18 protein-coding genes and 1 other RNA gene are annotated in these 16652 nt (G+C 66.4%); 14 read left to right on the top strand and 5 right to left on the bottom strand.

The window, feature by feature from the left end:
• The first annotated feature begins 12 nt into the window (after positions 1-12).
• The 6 genes from bcsA (at position 13) to JI664_RS00065 (ending at position 8808) form a co-directional block, all read left to right on the top strand.
• A complete protein-coding gene (gene bcsA, locus JI664_RS00090; RefSeq protein WP_286173711.1) occupies positions 13-2397 on the top strand; it encodes a UDP-forming cellulose synthase catalytic subunit in 2385 nt (794 codons plus the stop codon).
• On the top strand, positions 2397-4628 hold the full coding sequence (locus JI664_RS00085; RefSeq protein WP_207011675.1) for a cellulose biosynthesis cyclic di-GMP-binding regulatory protein BcsB: 2232 nt from the start codon (positions 2397-2399) through the stop codon (positions 4626-4628). The genes bcsA and JI664_RS00085 overlap by 1 nt, the downstream gene beginning before the upstream one ends.
• A 2-nt stretch (positions 4629-4630) precedes the next feature.
• Positions 4631-5722, top strand: a complete 1092-nt coding sequence (locus JI664_RS00080; RefSeq protein ID WP_286173710.1) for a glycosyl hydrolase family 8 — start codon at positions 4631-4633, stop codon at positions 5720-5722.
• Positions 5707-7209 carry a hypothetical protein gene (locus JI664_RS00075; protein WP_207011674.1) on the top strand — a complete coding sequence of 501 codons (1503 nt, stop codon included), beginning with the start codon at positions 5707-5709 and terminating at the stop codon, positions 7207-7209. The genes JI664_RS00080 and JI664_RS00075 overlap by 16 nt, the downstream gene beginning before the upstream one ends.
• A gap of 16 nt (positions 7210-7225) precedes the next feature.
• Positions 7226-8107 carry a hypothetical protein gene (locus JI664_RS00070; protein WP_207011673.1) on the top strand — a complete coding sequence of 294 codons (882 nt, stop codon included), beginning with the start codon at positions 7226-7228 and terminating at the stop codon, positions 8105-8107.
• Between the two features lie 197 nt (positions 8108-8304).
• Positions 8305-8808 carry a YbjN domain-containing protein gene (locus JI664_RS00065; RefSeq protein ID WP_207011672.1) on the top strand — a complete coding sequence of 168 codons (504 nt, stop codon included), beginning with the start codon at positions 8305-8307 and terminating at the stop codon, positions 8806-8808.
• On the opposite strand, the gene JI664_RS00060 is transcribed toward JI664_RS00065, so the two are convergent.
• Entirely contained in the window at positions 8793-8981 is a 189-nt protein-coding gene (locus JI664_RS00060) for a hypothetical protein (protein ID WP_207012111.1), read from the bottom strand. The genes JI664_RS00065 and JI664_RS00060 overlap by 16 nt on opposite strands.
• Positions 8982-9068: 87 nt before the next feature.
• On the opposite strand from JI664_RS00060, the gene JI664_RS00055 reads away from it, so the two are divergent.
• From JI664_RS00055 to JI664_RS00030, 6 genes are all read left to right on the top strand, one after another.
• Positions 9069-9995 carry a LysR substrate-binding domain-containing protein gene (locus tag JI664_RS00055; protein WP_207011671.1) on the top strand — a complete coding sequence of 309 codons (927 nt, stop codon included), beginning with the start codon at positions 9069-9071 and terminating at the stop codon, positions 9993-9995.
• A 69-nt stretch (positions 9996-10064) separates the two neighbouring features.
• Complete coding sequence (gene proC / locus JI664_RS00050; protein ID WP_207011670.1) at positions 10065-10877, top strand: pyrroline-5-carboxylate reductase; 813 nt, start codon at positions 10065-10067, stop codon at positions 10875-10877.
• Positions 10874-11209 (top strand): tRNA-binding protein, encoded by a 336-nt coding sequence (locus tag JI664_RS00045; protein WP_207011669.1) that lies wholly within the window; start codon positions 10874-10876, stop codon positions 11207-11209. The genes proC and JI664_RS00045 overlap by 4 nt, the downstream gene beginning before the upstream one ends.
• Entirely contained in the window at positions 11209-12165 is a 957-nt protein-coding gene (locus tag JI664_RS00040) for a 2-hydroxyacid dehydrogenase (protein WP_207011668.1), read from the top strand. Before JI664_RS00045 ends, JI664_RS00040 begins: the two co-directional genes overlap by 1 nt.
• Positions 12155-12541 carry a hypothetical protein gene (locus tag JI664_RS00035; RefSeq protein WP_207011667.1) on the top strand — a complete coding sequence of 129 codons (387 nt, stop codon included), beginning with the start codon at positions 12155-12157 and terminating at the stop codon, positions 12539-12541. Before JI664_RS00040 ends, JI664_RS00035 begins: the two co-directional genes overlap by 11 nt.
• Positions 12542-12654: 113 nt before the next feature.
• Positions 12655-12996 (top strand): hypothetical protein, encoded by a 342-nt coding sequence (locus JI664_RS00030; protein WP_414707696.1) that lies wholly within the window; start codon positions 12655-12657, stop codon positions 12994-12996.
• Positions 12997-13071: 75 nt separating this feature from the next.
• Here JI664_RS00030 and ssrS read toward each other — a convergent pair.
• Together ssrS and JI664_RS00025 are read right to left on the bottom strand one after the other, a co-directional pair.
• A non-coding RNA gene (ssrS, locus tag JI664_RS24295) (6S RNA) lies at positions 13072-13228 on the bottom strand.
• Between the two features lie 70 nt (positions 13229-13298).
• Entirely contained in the window at positions 13299-14042 is a 744-nt protein-coding gene (locus JI664_RS00025) for a methyltransferase family protein (RefSeq protein WP_207011666.1), read from the bottom strand.
• Positions 14043-14202: 160 nt separating this feature from the next.
• Between JI664_RS00025 and JI664_RS00020 the strand changes: the two genes are divergently transcribed.
• On the top strand, positions 14203-14646 hold the full coding sequence (locus JI664_RS00020; RefSeq protein ID WP_207012075.1) for an MmcB family DNA repair protein: 444 nt from the start codon (positions 14203-14205) through the stop codon (positions 14644-14646).
• A 60-nt stretch (positions 14647-14706) separates the two neighbouring features.
• Here the strand turns inward: JI664_RS00020 and JI664_RS00015 are convergent, their stop codons facing one another.
• Both JI664_RS00015 and JI664_RS00010 read right to left on the bottom strand, forming a co-directional pair.
• On the bottom strand, positions 14707-15171 hold the full coding sequence (locus JI664_RS00015) for a cytochrome C (RefSeq protein ID WP_286173709.1): 465 nt from the start codon (positions 15169-15171) through the stop codon (positions 14707-14709).
• A 174-nt stretch (positions 15172-15345) separates the two neighbouring features.
• Complete coding sequence (locus tag JI664_RS00010) at positions 15346-16128, bottom strand: ABC transporter permease (protein WP_207012073.1); 783 nt, start codon at positions 16126-16128, stop codon at positions 15346-15348.
• 284 nt (positions 16129-16412) lie between these two features.
• Here JI664_RS00010 and JI664_RS00005 point away from each other — a divergent pair.
• Positions 16413-16652 (top strand): GcrA family cell cycle regulator (locus JI664_RS00005; protein ID WP_286173708.1); only part of this gene is annotated, 240 nt, incomplete at its 3' end.

The raw sequence follows: 16652 nt of genomic DNA, 5'->3' as shown, positions 1-16652 counted from the left end.
CGAAAACTTTCGTTGAAAGACCGTACCAACCTCTTGTTCTGGTTCGGTCTTTTGGCGTTGGTTGCGGGGCTCGTCAGCGTTCCGACCTCGATTCAGGTTCAGGCGACTTTGGGAATCGCGGCATTCATTGCCGTGGCGATGCTCAAGCCCGTCGCCTCGGAAAATATGGTCGCGCGCTTCACGATGATGGCCATCGCCTCGACGCTGGTGCTGCGCTACTGGGCGTGGCGCGCGACCGAGACGCTGCCGCCGGTGAGCGACGTTGTGTCGTTTGTTCCCGCGCTGGTGCTGTTCATCGTGGAAACCTACGCCATCGGCGTATTCTTCCTGTCGGCCTTCATGACCGCGGACCCGGTCAAGCGCTCGCTGCCGCCGCGCGTGGCTGCTGCCGACCTGCCCACCGTCGATATCCTTGTGCCGTCCTACAACGAACCCACCGAGATGCTGGCGGTGACGCTCTCGGCGGCGAAGAACATGCATTACCCCGACCACAAGCGCACGGTTGTGCTGTGCGATGACGGCGGCACCGACCAGCGCTGCAACAGCGACGATCCCGAACTGGCCGAGAAGGCGCGCAAGCGCCGCCGTGACCTGATCGCACTGTGCAACGAGCTGGGCGTGATGTACTCGACCCGCGAAAAGAACGTGCACGCCAAGGCCGGCAACATGTCGGCGGCGCTTGAAAAGCTCGACGGCGACCTTGTTGTGGTGTTCGACGCCGACCACGTTCCCGCCCGCGACTTTCTTGCGCGCACGGTGGGGTATTTCGTCGAGGATCCGAAGCTGTTCCTCGTGCAGACGCCGCACTTCTTTCTCAACCCCGATCCCATCGACCGGAATGTGGGGTTCGCCGCCGATTGCCCGCCCGAGAACGAGATGTTCTATCACCTGTCCCACCGAGGGCTCGACCGCTGGGGCGGGGCGTTCTTCTGCGGTTCGGCGGCGCTGTTGCGCCGCAAGGCGCTGGACGAGGCGGGCGGTTTCGCCGGCGATACGATCACCGAGGATGCCGAGACCGCGCTGGGTATCCACGCGCGCGGCTGGAAGTCGATCTATGTCGATCACGCGATGATCGCCGGTCTGCAGCCCGAAACCTACGTGTCCTTCATCGAACAGCGTGGCCGCTGGGCGACCGGCATGATGCAGCTTCTGATCCTGAAGAACCCGCTGAAATTCCGCGGCCTCAGCATCACGCAAAAGCTGTGCTACCTGAATTCGATGACGTTCTGGCTGTTCCCGCTGGTGCGCATGACCTTCATCATCGCGCCGCTGATGTACCTGTTCTTCGGCCTGCAGATCTTCGTCGCCACGATCGAGGAAGTCGCGGTCTACATGACCAGCTACATGGCGGTGAACTTCATGATCCAGAACGCGCTTTACGGGCGCGTTCGCTGGCCGCTGATCTCTGAAATCTACGAGACCGCGCAGGCGCCCTATCTGGCGGCGGCGATCTTCAAGACCTTCTGGAACCCGCGCGGCGCGAAGTTCAACGTGACTGCCAAGGACGAGGTCCTGATCGAGGATTTCGTCTCGCCGATCTACAAGCCCATGGTGTTCATCTTCACGCTGACGCTGCTGGGGGTTGTCGCGGCGGCGGTGCGCTGGGTGATGTTCCCGGGCGACCACAATATCATCATGGTCGTGGGCGGCTGGGCGATCTACAACTTCCTGCTGGTCGGCGCCGCCCTGCGGTCGATTGCCGAGCGTCAGCAGCGCCGCGCGGTGCCCCGTGTGCCGGTCAACGTGCCCGCCATGGTTGCCTTCGGCACCGAGAACCCGGTTTTCCTGGGCGCGACGGTGGTCGATGCCTCGACCTCGGGGTGCCGTATGATCGTGCGCAACAAGCCCAATGCCGAGGGCGTCTCCCCGGAAATCCCGCGCGTCACCGACACATTCTACTTCACCCCCGAATTCCCGAAATCGCCGCATCTGGAAAACGCGATCCGTGTGCAGGTCATGTCGGTCACTCGCGAAGGCGACAGCGTCGCACTGGGCGTCAAGTTCGATCCCAGCCAGCCGATGCGCGTGCGCGAGTCGATCGCTCACATGATCTTCGGCGACAGCGCCTCGTGGGAGACGATCCGCGCCAGCCGTCACAAGAAGATGGGTCTGCTGCGCGGCATGTATTACGTGCTCAAGCTGTCTTTCGGCGGGATCTACGCGACGACGCGCGCGCTTGCGGCGGAACCCGCGCGGCTGGCCCGTGCCAAGGCGCGCGAGAACGAGGATGTCGCCGTCACCCGCAAGCCGATCCAGGCCATGGCCTTTGGCGAGACCTTCGATCCGCCCGCGGGCGAACGGCCGATCTCGCTTCTGCAGGCGGCTCTGGCACAGAACACAACGGGACAGGACCCGCATCTTGCCGGCGGCCCCAATCGGCACGGGGAGGGCTACTGATGGCCAGCTTTCGCAGCCTGATGGGCGCAGCCGGACTGGTGCTCGCTCTTGGAACCCTTCCTCTTCACGCGCAGGATAACGGTTTCATCCCGCTTCCGCTGGCCGAGGATGGCAGCCCGGTGATCTCGGATGCCGAAATCGACCGGCTGAATTCGGACCGCGTGGAAGCCGAACGCCATCGCGGGAATTTCGTCGAGGATCTGGCCTTTGATCCCTCGGTGGTCAGCCCGCTTCGCCCTGTCGCCGCGCGCGGTCGTCCGGCAGGCAGCGCGATCCGTTTCGACGGCGAGCGCCGCACGCTGGATTTCGCGCTGTTCATCCCCCAACCCGATCAGGTCCGCGCGATCCGGGTCTCGACCATGTCGTCGATCAACGTCCTGCCCGAGCGCTCGCATTACCGCGTCTATGTGAACGGCACGATGGTGGGCGAGGGGCAGCTTGAGAACTTCACCGGCTTCGGCACCATCGACTTTCCGCTGGGTGAGGCAAGCGTCATGCCCGGCCAGAACGATGTGCGCATCGAACTGGTTCAATATCACCGGATCTATTGCGGGCCCGAAGCCTCGTTCGCGCTGTGGTCGGATATCGATCTGGCCAATTCGGGCGCTGTGCTGGCCTCGGCCGAGGGGATTTCGGGGCAGGAAGGCTTCATGATGGGGCTCGCCGCCGCCGCCGCGACCGGCGCGGGGATCGAGATCCGGGGCGCCGCCGGTCTTGGCGAGCAACGCGAGGCGTGGGTTTCGGACATCACCCAGCGCATCAGCGGGGCTTTGGGCGGCGACCCGATCCCGTTTCGTTTCTCTGAATACTGGAGCGTGCAGGGCGCCGCGCGCTCGGCCGCGCGCATTACCTTCCTGCCGTCCGCCGCCAACCGCGTGACCTTCCGCATCGCGGGGGACGGGGCGCATGTGATGGTGGTGGAATTCGTGCCCGGCGAACGGCCGCGCGCGCTGCCGGTCTTCGATACCGTTCTGCCGCGTCTGGCCGAACAGGCCCAGCCCACGCTGATCGCCACCCAGACGCCTGTGCCGTTCTCGGATTTCGGGTTCGAGACGACCGAGGTCTATGACCATTACACCCGCATCGACACGCGCTTCCGGCTGCCCGACGATTACGTCGTGCTGACCAACCTGAAGGCCGAGATCGCGCTCGATTACATTTTCGTGCCGAACCTGCCCGAAGGCTCGGAACTGCTGCTGCATATCAACGACACCAATGTGCGCCTGCTTCCGCTGTGGCGCGGCGGCGGCGAGCTGATCGAGCAGTTCCCGGTCCGTTTCGAAGCGCGGTTCCTGCGCGCGGGTATCAACACGCTCAGCTTCGAAGTGCTGATCCCGGGCAATCCCGCAGACATGCCCTGCGCCTTCAACGACACGCCCATTCTGGGTATCGGGCAGGCTTCGACCCTGACCGTGCCGTTCAGCCCGTCGATGTATCTGCCCGACATGCAGATCGCCTTTGCCGGCCTGACACCCACGAGCGTCGTCACCAACGACATGTCGCAGCGCGCTTTTGATGCCGATGACGTGGTGACGCTGCGCGCGGCCCTGACCGCCGGTGCCCGCCCGGAAGCAGCAGCGCTTAACACGCAGCTTCACCTTCTGGCACTCGACGATCTGGGCACGGTGCCGATGGGCGGCTATCAGCTGAACCGTCAGGCAATTGACGCGGCCCTGATGCATGATGCCGTCGCCACCAATTTCGCGCCGCAGACCGAGCCGGAACACGCGCTCTTGCGGTTCCGTGATCAGAGCGAGCAGAACACCGCGCTGCTGTCGCGGGGATGGGAATGGCTGCAACAGGGCTTCTGGCGTGCGCTGGACTGGCTGCAACCGCGCTCGGGCCTGCGTCTGCAGAACTGGCTGGAAGAGCAGGACGCTCAGGCGATCCTGATCCAGCTCGATCCGGCGCGCCCGAACCAGCTTTGGATGGTGCGGGCGCCCGACAGCGATGTCAGCGCCATCGCCTCGGCCTTCGTGGCCGCGCGCACCAATGCCGAAGGCCCGCGCGGGCAGGTCTCGGTCCTTGACCGGAGCGGCAACTGGCAAAGCTGGGTCGCGCCGGATCGCCAGCCCGTCCTGCTCGAGAGCCTGTCTTTGGGCAATATCCGCCACGTCGTCGGCAACATCGTCTCGGCGATGCCGATCCGCTACGTTGCCGGGCTGTTTTTCCTTGCCCTCGTCTCGGCACTTTTCGCGCTTAGACTGGTCATCGCAACACGGGAACACTGAGTATGAACCGACGCGATTTCATGACGCTTCTCGGCGCGATGCCGGTCCTTGCGGCCTCGGGCGGTTCGGCCGGGGCGCAGGGCTATCTGACGACGGGCGATCTGTCGCAAACCGCCGCGCCGGTCTGGGACGCGTGGAAAACCGCGTATTTGCAACCCGATGGCCGGGTGGTCGATACGCTGCAACGCGAAGCCAGCCATTCCGAAGGGCAGGGCTACGGCGCGCTTCTGGCGACCGAATTCGAAGATCAGGAGGCGTTCAACCGCATCGTGCAGTGGAGCGAGGCGAACCTTGCCGTGCGCGGGGACGGTCTTCTGGCATGGCGCTACCTGCCTGACGAGACGGTCCATGTGCCCGATCTCAACAACGCCTCGGACGGCGACCTGTTCTATGCGTGGGGATTGGTGCGGGCTGCGGCCCGTTTCGACGACCGCCGCTATCTGGTGCGCGCCCAGCAAGTCGCGCGGGCGCTGGCCGAGACCTGTATCGCGCCCGCCATGGACAGCGCGGGCGGCACCGTCTTTTTGCCGGCGGCGCAGGGCTTCGTGCATGAAGACCGTGTGGTCTTCAATCCCAGCTACATCATGCCGCTCGCCATGCGCGAAGTCGCCTCGGCCACCGGCGTGGTCGAACTGGCGCAGACCGCGCAACATGCCGAGGCGCTGCTGAGCCGTCTTGCCGCCTCGGGTCCCGTGCCCGACTGGGTGCAGATGACCGAAAGCGGTATCGCACCGGCCGAGGGTTTCTCGACTGATGCGGGCTACGAGGCGATGCGTGTGCCGCTTTACCTTGTGTGGTCGGGGCTCAACCGGCACCCGGCGGTGACGCAGATGATGCGCGTCTACGACCGTACCGTGCAGCCCGGTGTGCCGGTGCCCACCCGTATCGATCCGCTGTCGGGCACCGTGCTTGAAGCGTCGAACGATCCGGGCTACCGCGCGCTGGCCGCGCTCGTTTCCTGCGCCGGGGATACCGGCGCCGTCGGATCGGACATGCCCCCGTTCGACCCGTCCCAACCGTATTACCCGGCGACGTTGCAGATGTTCGCGATGATCGCCGCAAACCAGGTGAGCCCCGAATGCGTGCCGATCTGACCCTTCCCGCCCCCCGCCCGAGCTTCTGGCTGCGTCTGCGCCCGCTGGTCGCCTGCGCCGCCATGGCCCTTGCGCTGAGCGCCGCCTTTCCCGCCCCCGGTCTCGCCCAGAGCGTGCCGGGTGCCGACGATCTGCGCGCGCTGATCTATTACCTCGACCATAACGACCAGCGCGCGGTTCAGGCCGAAATGCGCCGCCTGCGCGCGCAATTCCCGCAATGGACGCCGCCCACGGACGTGGCCGATCTGCGCGCGGTGGGGCAGACCACGACAGCCTCGGTCGATGTGCAGCCGATCTGGGCGCGGCTTGAACGTCAGGATTACGCGGGCGCGCGGGCGCTGATCGACGCGGCGCGGGCGCGGGTGCCCTCGTGGACGCCCGATGCCGAGATGCTGCGCGTGATGGAAACGGGCGAGCAGCAGGTGGCGTTCGACGCGGCCTATTCCGCGCGCGACCTGAACGGCGCCATCGCCGCGGTGCGCCGGGTACCGGCGCTGATGCGCTGCGACCGGATCAACAATGCGTGGCGGCTGGCCGAGCTTTACGCCAATGCCGATCAGGACAGTAACGCGGTGACGACCTATCGCGGCGTGCTGGGCTCGTGCTCGCGCTCGGCGGATGCGGTTTCGACGCTGGAAAAGGCCAACGAGGTCGCGAGCTGGGACGAGATGCTTCAGCTTTTCGCCGTCGCGCGCCAGACCGCGCCATCGAACAGCGCGACGCTCGATCAGCTTGAGGAGCGTCTGCGCGCCGGACGGGGCGGCAGCGCCGCGCGGCGTTCGTCCACATCGAGCTCGGGCAGCGCTTCGACCTCGACGGCGGCAGCGGCTGCAGCGCCGCGTGCGCCTGCGCCCAGCACCAACGCGCCGGTGGCGAATGCGGGCATCCCGGTGACGCGCCTGCCGCTGCGGGGCGATGGCCGCGCGTCGCGCGTGCGCGCTTTGAAAGAACAGGGAAACTGGGGCGCCTGTCTGGCCGAATCCGCCACGCCGCGCTCGCTCGACGTGCTTTATGAGCGCGCGTGGTGTGCCTATAACCTCGACCGCACGGGCGAAGCGCTGGCGGGCTTTACCGCCGTAGCGCAACGCGGCGGGTCGCTGGGCAGCGATGTACCCCGGGATTCGCGGTTCGGCATGATGCTGGCCTATCTCAACCTCAACATGACCGAAGAGGCCGCGCGCCTTGCCGCGTCGACCAACCTCACGCAGACCCAGCGGCTCGAGGTCGAGACCACGATCCTCGACCAGCGCGGCGTGCGGGCCTATCTGCAGCGTGAATACGGGCAGGCGATTTCGTATTTCAACGCGTTGCAGGCCCTTGCGGGCAACCTGCGCCGCGATCTGGCGATGCTGCGGGGGTATTCCTATCTCAACAACGACCAGCCGCAGCAGGCGCTCGAGGAATTCACCCGGCTCAATAACGAGCTGTCGACCGATGAAACCCGTGCTGCGCTCGCGTCCGTGCGCGGGATCATGAGCGGGCTGTAACCGTGTCGCCCGCAGCATGAAGCTGGCCCTTCACATCGGGGCGCATGGCACCGACAGCGGCGCGATCGCGCAGTGGATCGCGCGCAACGAAACAAGTCTGGGGGCGGCGGGCATTCTTGCACCGCCGCCCCGGCTTTTTCTGGACCGGCTGTCAGAGGCGCTGGATCTCGGGCGCGACGAAGATCCCGTCACGCGCGAGGCGGCGCTGTTTCAGGCGCTTGGCGCGGACGGGGACACGGGGCGGGTGATTGTCAGCGCGCCGGGGCTTCTGGGCTCGGTCTGCGACGCGCTTGCTGCTGACGGGTTCTATGTCCGCGATGTCGCGCGGCGGCTCTTCGCGCTGCGCACGCTGTTTCCGACCGCCGAACTCACGCTGCTCATGGCGGTGGGCGCGCCGTCGCGCGTGCTGCCCGCGCTGCTGCCCCCGGATCCGGCAGGGCAGGAAGCCTGCGTGCCGATCCTGTCGGACGATACGCTGCCATGGGCGCGGCTGGCGATGACCATCCGCCACCATCTGCCACAGGCGCGGTTGCGCGTCTGGCGGCATGAAGACCTGCCACACGTCTGGCCGCAGGTGCTGGGCGATCTGGTGGGTCCCGATGCGGCCCTGCCGCCCGTGGGCCTTCTGGACCTTGCGGCCGCCGATCTGAGCGCCGAGGCAAGGCTGCGGCTTGAGCGCTACATCGCCCGCCCGGATCATGCCGCCAAAAGCGCCGGACAGTTGCGCAGGCTCTGCGCGGCATTTGCGCGCCGCTTTGGCCGGGCCAGTCCGCCTGATCCGGCGCAGGCGCTGCCCGAATGGATTCGCCAGCGGCTCGACGCGCTGGATGCGGGCTATCTTACCGAATGGGCCGATCTGGCGGCATTGAGCGGCGTCGAGGCGATCACTCCCGCCTAAGTGATCACTTATCCACATCTATTTCGGAAAAACCCGGCATTTCCTCGTGCAATGCCGGGCAAAGGTCCTTTACACAACTCCCGAATTTAACCACCATATCTTGTAATGACGGTGGCGATAGACCGCCGCACCTTGCCGGGTCTCGCAATCCTAGGGGGCCAGGCGCCTGTTGGGGCTATAACAGGAAAGAGCAGGACATGACTCTGTCCGAGCACGAGCAGCTTGTCGATGAGATCCACCCGATCGACATCGTCGAGACATTGGCCGAACATCGCGCGTGGGAATTCGACCGCGTGGGCGATGACCAGATTGCCATGGCGGTCGAGGGGCAGTGGCGCAGCTATTCCCTGAGCCTTGCGTGGCAACCCGGCGACGAAACGCTGAGGCTGATCTGCACTTTCGAAATGGATCCGCCCGCCGCCCGCATGCCCGCCTTCTACGAGGTGATCAACCGCGCCAACGACCTTGTCTGGTCGGGCGGCTTCACCCATTGGGACGAGCAGAACCTGATGGTCTGGCGCTACGGACTGATGCTGACGGGCGGGCAGATCGCGTCGAGCGAGCAGATCGACCAGATGATCCAATGCGCGGTCAATGCCTGCGAACGCTTCTATCCAGCCTTTCAGCTTGTCGCCTGGGCCGACCGCGCGCCCGAGGACGCGCTGAAATTGGCGATCACCAAGGCTTACGGCCGCGCCTGACAAGCCGCGCCGGGCGTTTTGGACGCCGGGATCGGCTGTGGTTCGGGGCAGATACGCGACGGCTCCCATGGCAGGTCCGCGCGTTCGCGCTCGCTCATCCGGGCGATGTCGGGATGGCTGAGCGGATCGCGAAACCATTGGCGGTGCGGGTGAAAGCGGGGTTTTCCGAACATCGGGTTCTCCTGTGACTGATGTCAGCTTGCCTGAACCCTGTGCGTTGAAAAATTGACGAATCGAGCGGCGGCTTTTAGGTTTCCTGAATGCGCCACCTGAATGTCCTTCCGCTTTCTGCTTTGCGCGTGATCGAAGCCGCCGGGCGCGCTGGCAGCCTGACCGCCGCCGCCGCCGAGCTGGGTGTGACCCCCGGCGCGCTAAGTCAACGTCTGCGCAAGGCCGAAGAGGCGCTGGGTCGCCCCCTCTTTTCGCGCCACCCCGATGGCCTGACCCCGACCGAGGCCTTGGCCGAGATCCTGCCGCGTCTGACCCGGCATATGGCCGGGCTCGATGCCGCTGCGGGCGCGCTCAGGGGCAGCGAGCCGGGGGTTCTGACGCTGTCCGTGGCGCCGGTCTTTGCCAGCCGCTGGCTGATCTGGCGCCTGCACGCCTTTGCCGACGCACATCCCGAGATCGACCTGCGGCTCGACCCCAAGGTCGCGCGGATCGATCTGGACGCGGCGGGTGTCGATGCGGCGATCCGCGTGGCGACCGAACCGGGCGCTGGCGTCGAGGCGATTCACCTTGTCGATCAGGGCCTGTTCCCGGTCTGCGCCCCGGCTCTGGCCGAGCGGATCGACACGCTCGACGATCTGTTCCGTCTGCCGGTGATCCGCGAAAACGACGCGCTGTCGGGCTGGCAGACATGGCTCGCCGCGCAGGGAAGACAGGCTGACGGGCTGCAACCGGGGCCGACCTATGGCGATGCGGCTCTGTGCCTTGATGCGGCGATGACGGGGCAGGGGCTTTTCATGGGCTGGGAAACGGTCGCTGCCGATGCCGTGGCGCGCGGGACCTTGGCCGCGCCTTTTCCCATGCGGGTGGCCAGCGGACAGGCCTTCTGGTTCGTCACCACCGCGCAATCCGCGCGCAAGCCCGCCGTGCGGCGCTTTCGCGACTGGCTTCTGGCCGAGATGCGCCGGGCGCAGGGCGACTGGGACCGGGTGCTGGGCGCCGAGTTAACCGGCGGTTGAGGGCTTTTCGCGCCCCCAAGGGACGGTTAGGGTGCGCGGGGACGAGGGCCAGACCACGGGAATTTCACGATGAATATGGACGATATCGCCGCGCGCGGCATGGTGCTTCTGGGCTGCGGCAAGATGGGCTCGGCGCTGCTCGAAGGCTGGCTGGCCACTGGGCTGCCCCCCAGCGCGATCTGGGTGCTGGAACCCAAGCCGTCGGACTGGCTGCAGGCCACGGGCGTCAATCTGAATGCGGGCCTGCCCGAAACCCCCGCCGTGGCGCTGCTGGCCGTCAAGCCGCAGATGATGGGCGAGGCGCTGCCCGCGCTGCAGGCGCTGGGCGGGTCGGACACGCTGTTCATCTCAATCGCGGCAGGCACCTCGCTCAGGGCGATCGAGGGCGCACTGGGCGCGGGCAGCCGGGTCGTGCGCGTGATGCCCAACACGCCCGCCGCCGTGGGCCGGGGGATCAGCGCGCTCATCGGCAACGATCAGGTGCATTACCCGCAGCTTTCGCTGGCGCGCGAGCTGATGGCAGCGGTCGGTGAAACCGTGACGCTTGAAACCGAGGCACAGATGGACGCGGTCACCGCCGTGTCAGGGTCGGGCCCGGCCTATGTCTTCCACATGATCGAAGCGCTCGCCGCCGCCGGGGCTGCGCAGGGCCTTCCCGCCGACATGGCGATGCAGCTGGCGCGGGCGACCGTCTGCGGAGCAGGCGAGCTGGCGCATCAATCGGATGAGAGCGCGGCACAGCTGCGCATCAACGTAACCTCGCCGGGTGGCACCACCGCTGCTGCTCTGGGCGTGCTGATGGACGAAGACCACGGCCTGCCGCCCCTCATGCAGCGCGCGGTCGCCGCCGCGGCGGAACGCTCGAAGGAGCTTGGACAATGACGATCAGTTTCGATGATTTCATGAAGGTCGATATCCGCGCCGGAACCATCACCGAGGTCGAGGACTTTCCGCAGGCCCGCAAGCCCGCGTGGAAACTGACGGTGGATTTCGGCCCCGAGATCGGCGTGAAGCGCTCGTCGGCGCAGATCACCGCGCATTACGGCAAAGAGGATCTGATCGGACGTCAGGTGCTGGGCGTGGTGAATTTCCCGCCGCGCCAGATCGGCCCCTTCATGTCCGAGGTGCTGGTTCTGGGCCTTCACGACACGGGCAATGATGTGGTGGTGATCGGCCCGGAACGCGCGGTTCCCAACGGCGCGAGGATGTGCTGATGAAGCTCTTCGTATCCCGGCCCATGCCCGATCCCGTGGCCGAGGCCGCGCGCGCCGGTTTCGACGTGACGATGCGCGAGACGAACGCGCCGCTGTCGCAAGACGAGATGGTCGCGGCGCTGCGCGATTACGACATCGTGCTGCCGACACTGGGCGATCTGTTCAAGGCCCCTGTGTTCGACGCGGTGCCCAACCCACGCGCCAGGTTGCTCGCGAATTTCGGCGTGGGCTATAACCATATCGAGGTCGATGCCGCGCGCGCCGCAGGCATTGCCGTCACCAACACCCCCGGTGCTGTGACCGATGCCACCGCCGATATCGCCCTGACGCTCATGCTGATGAGTGCCCGCCGCGCGGGCGAGGGCGAACGTCTGGTGCGCGCCGGTCAGTGGGAGGGCTGGCACCCGACGCAGATGCTGGGTCTGCATCTGTCGGGCAAGGTGCTGGGCGTCGTCGGCATGGGCCGGATCGGGCAGGCAATCGCCAAGCGCGCGATGCATGGCTTCGGCATGCAGGTGGCCTATTTCACCCGCTCGCCCAAGGACTTGCCGGATCTTCCCGGCGCCCGGCCGGTCGCGGATCTGCACGCGCTGATGGGGCAGGCGGATGTCGTGGTCGTGGCCGTGCCCGCCTCGCCGCAGACGCATCACCTGATTGACGCAACCGCGCTGTCGGCGATGCAGCCCCACGCGCATCTGGTCAATATCGCGCGCGGCGACATCGTCGAGGAAGCCGCCCTGATCGCCGCCCTGCAAGAGCGTCGGATCGGCGGTGCCGGGCTCGATGTCTACGAATTCGAACCCAAGGTTCCCGAGGCCCTGCGCGCGCTCGACAATGTCGTGCTGCTGCCGCATCTGGGCACTGCCGCGCTCGAGGTGCGGACCGAGATGGGGCTGATGGCGGTGGCCAACGCGGTCGCCTTCAAGGACGGCAAGGCGCTGCCCAATGCCGTCTGAGACAGGGCCGGGCCCGTGGCGCAAACTCGGTGCGGCGCTGCTCAACGCCACGCTGATGCTGGTCGCGCTGATCCTGCTGCTGGGTGTGCTTCTGGTCTGGCAATTGCGCGGCCTGACGCAGGATCTGCGTCTTGGCCTGCGGGCCGAGATCGCGACGCTCGCGCCGCAGATCGACGCCGCCCGCACCAGCGCCGCCGAGGCCATGGCGCGCCTGCAGGATCCCGAGGCACAGCGCGATCTCACGGCGCTGATCGACCGGCTCGACCGGCTCGAAACCCAGCCGCAGCCGCAAAGCGACTCGGCCCTGCGCGCGCTGGCGCTTGCCATCATCGCCACGGCCGCCAGCCAGATTCTTGGCCCCGACGAGAGCCTTTAGCGCTTCGTCCCGCCTCTGATCCCGCGGGCCGCGCCTGCCGTGGCCCGTGACAAGCCGCCACGCTGGATTTCCGCGCGCGGACGCCTATTCTAAAGGGCAAGGAGATCTTCGCCATGACCATGATGCCCGATCCCGCGCCCGAAACCGGCCTGCCCAAGCTCGTGCGGCTGTATATCCGGCAGGTCGCCATCGGTTTCGGCCTGTCCGCCGTGTTCGTGGGGCTGCTCATCGGCTTCAACGTTGCCAATCTGCGCGGCCTGATGGCATCGACGCAGGGCGGCTATATCGCGGCTTTCCTGCTTTTCTTCTTTAACGGCCTCGTTTTTGCGGGCGTGCAATTCGCCATCTCGATCATGCGGATGGCGGATAAGGACGATCAGGGGCCCAAGGGTGGCCATCGTCAAAGCGTTCGTCACGCCCAACCGATTCCCCTGCGCGTGACAACCGGGCGCTGACCCGCACGCTACCGGGCAGGGCGGGGCGCCCCGAAAGCCGAGGCGGGGATTCTTCGTCAGCAAAGAGGGAAAAGTGGCGGGCCCGCAGCGACCGTATCAGGCGAAAATTCCCGAGAGCCTGAGTTATCAGGTGGGAGCCAGATATCGAGGCCAGGACCCCGACAGAGCCAGCCCCCTCGGAAATGCTTATCGGCCACTGGAAAAGTGCCGTCCACGAGAAGAGCAGAACCCGCCGCTGCACAATCTAGGGCCGGGCAGGCGCTGCTTCAAGGGGCGCCCTCAGCGATTGTCAGCCGCCAGTGTCAGCGTCCGGCGACCCGCAGCACACCCGCGCGCTTGGCAAGGTTGGCAGCCACAGCCAGCGCCAAAACGGCCCCGGCGACCCAGTGCCATCCCGCGTCCATCACGTCGGCGGTTTCGGGCAGCCGGTGCAGGCCCAGCTCGACCAGATACAGCGCCAGGACTCCGCCGAGGATCGAGACATGTTCGCGCCGGATCACCGTGCGCAGCGAAAACGCCATATCAGGGGCTTCCCAGCGCGACAGGCGCGGCCAGAAGGCCGGCGTCACCGCCACCCAGTCGCGATAGGGCGCGCCGAATTCCCCGGACAGGAAGTCTTCCTCGGCGGCGATGATGCGCTCGTAATACAGCGCCAGCGTGAGGCCCAGCAGCGCGGTCAGCGCCAGATGCTGGGTGAACAGCGCCACGCCCAGATACATCAGGCAATTGCCCAGATAGAGCGGATTGCGGGTCACCGAATACAACCCGGTCGTGTTCAGCCGCGTGGCGATCTGGCCCTTGTCGGTATTGCGCCCCGACGTGCCCACGGGCACGAAGCCCACCGTGGCGATGCGGATGGTTTCGCCCAGCACGACCAAGGCAATGGCGAGCCATTCAAGCGTTTCGCCCGCCCACGGGCCGTATTGCGTCTCGATACTCTCCCCTTGCGCGGCCGCAAGGAAGAACAACGGCGCGAAGATCAGCAGGACGTAGCTGCGCCAGCGGAACAGGAAGTGTCCCGAACGAACCAGACTGTCAGTCAGCATCGCGCGATCCCCGGATTGCTTCAGTTTGCACCGCTTCCGGATCCTCTGCCGGGCGCGACAAGTCAACGGCACCCCGGGTGCGCAAGTGCTTGATATTCTTGTCCGTACGACCGGAGTTTATGGGCTTGGACGTAAGTTGTTCATGGTTTATTCTAACCGCATGCCCGATGATCTGCTCATGCCCGGCCAAAGGATCGCGCGCGGCGTCAGTCGCCTGCTGCGCAGCCACGATTTCGCCTGCCTTGAAGAGGTGGTGCCGAAGCCGGGTCTGCGCGTCGACGTCATGGCGCTGGGACCGAAAGGCGAGATCTGGGTGGTCGAGTGCAAATCGAGCCGCGCAGATTACCAGTCGGACCGCAAATGGCAGGGCTATCTGGAATGGTGCGACCGGTTTTTCTGGGCGGTGCCGCCCGATTTCCCGTCCGAGATCCTGCCGGTCGGCGACGGGGCGGGTCTGATCGTCGCCGATGATTATGGTGGCGAGATCGTCACAATGCCGGGTGAGACCCCGCTTGCCGGCGCCCGGCGCAAGGCGCTGACGCTGAAATTCGCGCGGATGGCGGCGTTGCGCCATCACGCGCTGCGCGATCCGGGGCCGCTGTAACGCAAACGCCCCGCCGGTGGGGCGGGGCGTCGGGATTGCCAGGGCACAGCGCGGCGGCGCTTACTCGCTGTCGCCTTCGCCTTCGGGGCCGACGCTGACCAGATAGGCCCACATATCTTCCGCGCCGTTGGCCAGACGGAAGGACATCGTGCCGCGACGGCTGCCTTCGCCGCCGTGATGCATCAGGTAATCGACCGGGTTCGCGACATATTCGACGAAATGCTCTTCGTCCCAGACGACGCCGGTTTCGCCGAAGCTGGTCATCAACTCGCTGTAGCGACCGAAATCGGCCTGCGTGCCGGGCTGGCGACCGGCGACGCCGTACAGGTTCGGGCCGGTGCGCCCGCCGCGCTGGATGACGGTGCCGTCATCGGCAACGATCGAGTGGCAGCTGCGGCAGCCGCGCCACAGCGCTTCACCGGCTTCCGGGTCACCGCTGGCGGCGGTGGCGTGGTCATCGGCGAAGGCGGCGCTTGCGCCCAGCGACATCAGCGCGGCAGCGGCAAGGATCAGAGTGTGTTTCATCGGGGTCCTCCGGCTTTGCGGGGCCTTGAGGCCACGCGGTTGGCTTGTTCCGCTATATGACGTCCGGGGGGCTCGGGTCTAGGGAATGCAGCGATTTGTCACAGACGGAAAGGGCGGGCCTGTCCGTTGCCTGCCCCCCGATCTTGCCGGTGATCTTGCCTGTTAGCGAAGCGCTCAGGGCTTCAGCCGGTAGCCGCGTTTGAACCAGCTCCACGACAACAGAACCAGCGCCGTAGTGGCGAACACCGTGACCCCCAGTCCCAGCCAGACGCTGCTGTCAGACGTGCCCAGATAGCCATAGCGCGCCCCGTCGATCAGGTAGAAGAACGGGTTGAGATGGCTCAGCATCGCCATCGCTGGCGGCATCGCCTCGACCGAATAGAAGGTGCCCGACAGGAAAGAGAGCGGCGTGACGACGAAGTTTGTCATCGCCGCGATCTGGTCGAACTTGTTGGCCAGAACGCCCGCGACGATCCCCAGCGCGCCCAGAAGCACGCCGCCGATCACCACGAAGACCAGCAGCCAGAGCGGATGCGCGGGCCACACCCCCAGCGCCAGACCCGCGCCCATCACGATCACCAGCGCCACCACCACGCCGCGCGCAACGCCGCCTGCCAGATAGCCCGCGACCAGTTCACCGGGCGAAAGCGGCGGCATCAGCGTGTCGACGATATTGCCCATCACTTTCGCGCCTACCAACGAGGACGAGGTATTGCCGAACGCGTTCTGGATCACCGACATCATCAGGATCCCGGGGACGAGGAAATGCAGAAACGGCACACCCATCACCGGCGGCCGCCCCGCCATCGCCAGCGAGAAGACACCGATGAACAGCCCCGCGGTGACCAGCGGTGCAGCGATGGTCTGCTGCCAGATCGCAAGAAAGCGCTGCGACTCGCGCTTGGCCAGCGCGGCGCAACCGCGCCAGTTGGTGCGCCCGAAACGGCGCGCGCCCATCTCGCGCACGGCGGTGATGCGCTCGGCTGGGGTGGAAGTGCCGGCGTGCTGCGCGGTCTGGTCCATGGTTAACTCCATTCTTGTTCGCGGAACCCGGTGACGGGGCGAAAGGGGGCTTGGGCGGGATTGGGTGGCATGGCCTTGCCCACGGCCCTTGTTCTTGCCCGCACCCGCTTGTATCTCACCCGCTGCCAGATAGAATAGGGAACAACGATGGCCAGCCCCCCGGCGGAAGTCTCCGATCCGGGTAATTGTGCCGTCATCATTCTTGCGGAGCCTACCGAATGTCCTGGACCGACGAACGCGTCGAACTGCTCAAGAAGATGTGGGCCGAGGGGAAATCGGCCTCGCAGATCGCCAAGGAGCTTGGCTCGGTCACCCGCAACGCGGTGATCGGCAAGGTCCACCGGCTGGGGCTGTCGAGCCGCACCACCGGCGACAGCGAGCCTGCCGCCACCCCTGCACCCCAGCAACCCGCGGCCGAGCCGCCGGCGGCCCAGCCCGCGCCCGCCGCTGCGGCGCCG

It is taken from the genome of Rhodobacter sp. NTK016B (genome assembly GCF_017303295.1).
In the GTDB taxonomy this organism is placed as follows: domain Bacteria; phylum Pseudomonadota; class Alphaproteobacteria; order Rhodobacterales; family Rhodobacteraceae; genus Pararhodobacter.
This window is presented reverse-complemented; position numbering and strand designations above follow the sequence as displayed.

Excerpts from the sequence above, each read along its gene's own strand:
- JI664_RS00045 (WP_207011669.1), top strand. The coding sequence starts at position 10,874 with ATGACGATCAGTTTCGATGATTTCATGAAGGTCGATATCCGCGCCGGA.
- JI664_RS00010 (WP_207012073.1), bottom strand. The coding sequence starts at position 16,128 with ATGGGCGCGCGCCGTTTCGGGCGCACCAACTGGCGCGGTTGCGCCGCG.
- JI664_RS00070 (WP_207011673.1), top strand. The coding sequence starts at position 7,226 with ATGAAGCTGGCCCTTCACATCGGGGCGCATGGCACCGACAGCGGCGCG.
- JI664_RS00080 (WP_286173710.1), top strand. The coding sequence starts at position 4,631 with ATGAACCGACGCGATTTCATGACGCTTCTCGGCGCGATGCCGGTCCTT.
- JI664_RS00030 (WP_414707696.1), top strand. The coding sequence starts at position 12,655 with ATGACCATGATGCCCGATCCCGCGCCCGAAACCGGCCTGCCCAAGCTC.
- JI664_RS00025 (WP_207011666.1), bottom strand. The coding sequence starts at position 14,042 with ATGCTGACTGACAGTCTGGTTCGTTCGGGACACTTCCTGTTCCGCTGG.
- JI664_RS00065 (WP_207011672.1), top strand. The coding sequence starts at position 8,305 with ATGACTCTGTCCGAGCACGAGCAGCTTGTCGATGAGATCCACCCGATC.
- JI664_RS00085 (WP_207011675.1), top strand. The coding sequence starts at position 2,397 with ATGGCCAGCTTTCGCAGCCTGATGGGCGCAGCCGGACTGGTGCTCGCT.
- JI664_RS00015 (WP_286173709.1), bottom strand. The coding sequence starts at position 15,171 with ATGAAACACACTCTGATCCTTGCCGCTGCCGCGCTGATGTCGCTGGGC.
- JI664_RS00060 (WP_207012111.1), bottom strand. The coding sequence starts at position 8,981 with ATGTTCGGAAAACCCCGCTTTCACCCGCACCGCCAATGGTTTCGCGAT.
- JI664_RS00055 (WP_207011671.1), top strand. The coding sequence starts at position 9,069 with ATGCGCCACCTGAATGTCCTTCCGCTTTCTGCTTTGCGCGTGATCGAA.
- JI664_RS00020 (WP_207012075.1), top strand. The coding sequence starts at position 14,203 with ATGCCCGATGATCTGCTCATGCCCGGCCAAAGGATCGCGCGCGGCGTC.
- JI664_RS00075 (WP_207011674.1), top strand. The coding sequence starts at position 5,707 with ATGCGTGCCGATCTGACCCTTCCCGCCCCCCGCCCGAGCTTCTGGCTG.
- JI664_RS00035 (WP_207011667.1), top strand. The coding sequence starts at position 12,155 with ATGCCGTCTGAGACAGGGCCGGGCCCGTGGCGCAAACTCGGTGCGGCG.
- JI664_RS00040 (WP_207011668.1), top strand. The coding sequence starts at position 11,209 with ATGAAGCTCTTCGTATCCCGGCCCATGCCCGATCCCGTGGCCGAGGCC.
- proC (WP_207011670.1), top strand. The coding sequence starts at position 10,065 with ATGAATATGGACGATATCGCCGCGCGCGGCATGGTGCTTCTGGGCTGC.